The sequence below is a fragment of the Burkholderia sp. Bp9140 genome (genome assembly GCF_003853425.1).
GTDB lineage: Bacteria > Pseudomonadota > Gammaproteobacteria > Burkholderiales > Burkholderiaceae > Burkholderia.
Genome location: NZ_QTPQ01000099.1, coordinates 1 through 1,786, shown reverse-complemented (window position 1 = coordinate 1,786; position 1,786 = coordinate 1). Strand labels below are relative to the sequence as shown.

The following is a 1,786-nucleotide window of genomic DNA, read 5'->3' as shown; positions in this document are numbered from 1 at the left end:
AATCGGGATAGGGGCGGTCAGGTAGCCTGACCGATCCCCTCCCACACCACCCGGCATGCGGGTCCGCACCGGGCGGTTCGAGCAGTTGAGGTCATGAGAGCCGTGGTACGCCAAGTCGGTCGAAGTAGGCGATCGGCATGACGCGATTCAGTAGCAGGCGGCTGTTTCGCCACCAGCGCCGACTGTTCGCGGCTACCCGCCGGGCATCCTCTGGTGAGGCGCCCAATGCCAACAACTCCCGATACATCGTCGCGCCTCGACGCCAGTGCTTGAGCTGCACTGCGCGCAACCGGTGCCTTATCCACTCGTCGAGTTCGCGGAACACCCTCGGCGTCTGCGCCAGCTGGAAGTACGCTTTCCAGCCTGGCATATACGCTTTCAGGCGCTCCACCACCTCCGGCAGGCTTCGCCCGCCCGAGCGGCGTGTCAGTTCCCGGATGCGTTGCTTGAAGGTCGCTAGCGCCTTCCACGACACCGCGCATTTGATCCGCTCGCCTGCGCCACGCCATAGCGCGTAGCCCAGAAACTTGCGACCCGTCGCCTGCGCAACCGCCGTCTTGGCATCGTTGACCTTCAGGTGGAGCCGCTCGTAGAGCTTGCGCAGTCCTTCCAGCACCCGTTCGCCCGACCGGCCACTGCGCACGTACACGTTGCAGTCGTCGGCATAGCGCACGAACCTGTGTCCTCGCCTCTCCAGTTCCCGGTCCACCTCGTCCAGCAGCACATTGGCCAGCAGCGGTGAGAGCGGCCCGCCTTGCGGCGTGCCCTCGTATCGCTCACTGACCACTCCGCCATCCATGATCCCGGCCACAAGGTAGTGACGAGTCAGCCGCAGCACAGCCTTGTCGTCGATCCGCCTCGATAGCCGCTCCATCAGGATGTCGTGATTGACCCGATCGAAGAACTTCTCCAGATCCACATCGACCACCACTCGGTAGCCATCCTGTACATGACGTTGCGCCATCAGCACCGCGTCACGCGCTCGACGCCCCGGTCGGAAGCCGTAGCTGTGTTCTGAGAAGGTCGGATCAATGATGGGCTGCAAGACTTGCAGCAGGGCTTGCTGGATCAGGCGATCCGTCACCGTCGGAATCCCCAGTTCACGCATCCCGCCGCCGGGCTTCGGAATCTGGACTCGCCGCACCGGCGCGGGCCGGTAGCTTCCCTCCAGTAACGCTTCCCGAATCCGGGGCCAGTGCGTCTTGAGGTGTTCCGCCGTTTCGGCGATCGACTTCCCATCCACCCCGGCACTGCCGCGATTGGCTTTGACGCGTTTCCACGCCATCACCAGATTCGCTCTCGCGAGCGCCTGCGAGAGCAGGCCATCTCGCCCTGAGCCTCCAGTCTCGCGCCGCGCCGTCCGAGCTTCATCACGCACCGCTTCAGGCACGGCTTCACCTCGCCATCCCGCGTTACGCCCCGCCTGCGCGGGCTTCTGATGCACTGCACGTCCGAGCGACACGGCCTTCGGCCCTCCTACTCGTTCGGCCCTTCGCCACCAACCCCGCAGCTACTATGGCCTCTGCTGACTTCTCGCTCCGGCTTGCCGCCGTCGCCCTTTCAGGCATAAAGCGAGACCTCCCCAGGTAAGAACGCATTCCTTCATCGCACAACCGCCTCATTTACGCCGCCTCGCCTTGGTCACGAGAGCTTCGCGGTTTATGGCCCGCTCGCCCTGCTCGGCAACGCCTTCTATGCGGTTCTTGTTCATCGGCTCGCGATTTACGCTCCACGCTTCCTCCCCACACTCGGTCACCCTCATGCAGTTGCGCTTCACTTCACTCGC

The 1,786-nt window shown here is 64.1% G+C and carries 1 protein-coding gene; it reads right to left on the bottom strand.

Annotation, left to right across the window (positions count from 1 at the left end):
* Positions 1 to 91: 91 nt before the first annotated feature.
* Complete coding sequence (gene ltrA, locus DIE21_RS36755; RefSeq protein WP_124502197.1) at positions 92 to 1,462, bottom strand: group II intron reverse transcriptase/maturase; 1,371 nt, start codon at positions 1,460 to 1,462, stop codon at positions 92 to 94.
* Positions 1,463 to 1,786 lie beyond the last annotated feature (324 nt).